The sequence below is a fragment of the Paracraurococcus ruber genome, from assembly GCF_004353985.1.
GTDB lineage: Bacteria > Pseudomonadota > Alphaproteobacteria > Acetobacterales > Acetobacteraceae > Paracraurococcus > Paracraurococcus ruber.
Genome location: NZ_SMOA01000777.1, coordinates 1 through 240, shown reverse-complemented (window position 1 = coordinate 240; position 240 = coordinate 1). Strand labels below are relative to the sequence as shown.

The following is a 240-nucleotide window of genomic DNA, read 5'->3' as shown; positions in this document are numbered from 1 at the left end:
CAGATCGAGCCCATCCTTCGTGAACCGCTGAACAATGGGCAGCTGACGCCCATGCAGCGGATGCCACGGATACTCGATCCGCACCGCCGCATTTCGATATGCCGAATGGAAGTCGTTGTGGTCGGCTGCTCAAAGCTCTCTGGCATGACGGGGTCGCGCTCAGCCTGCTGGTGCGACGGCTCGAGCATGGACATTTTCCCTGGCCCATGACCTCGACCGGCTCGGTCACGCTGTCGCCGG

2 protein-coding genes are annotated in these 240 nt (G+C 62.5%); one reads left to right on the top strand and one right to left on the bottom strand.

What is annotated here, in order from left to right; genetic code table 11:
* On the bottom strand, nt 1–188 hold a 188-nt coding region (locus E2C05_RS35060), incomplete at its 3' end, for a hypothetical protein (RefSeq protein WP_240047012.1).
* Here E2C05_RS35060 and E2C05_RS35055 point away from each other — a divergent pair.
* Nucleotides 171–240: hypothetical protein (locus E2C05_RS35055; RefSeq protein WP_240047011.1), on the top strand; the 70-nt coding region annotated here is incomplete at its 3' end. The genes E2C05_RS35060 and E2C05_RS35055 overlap by 18 nt on opposite strands.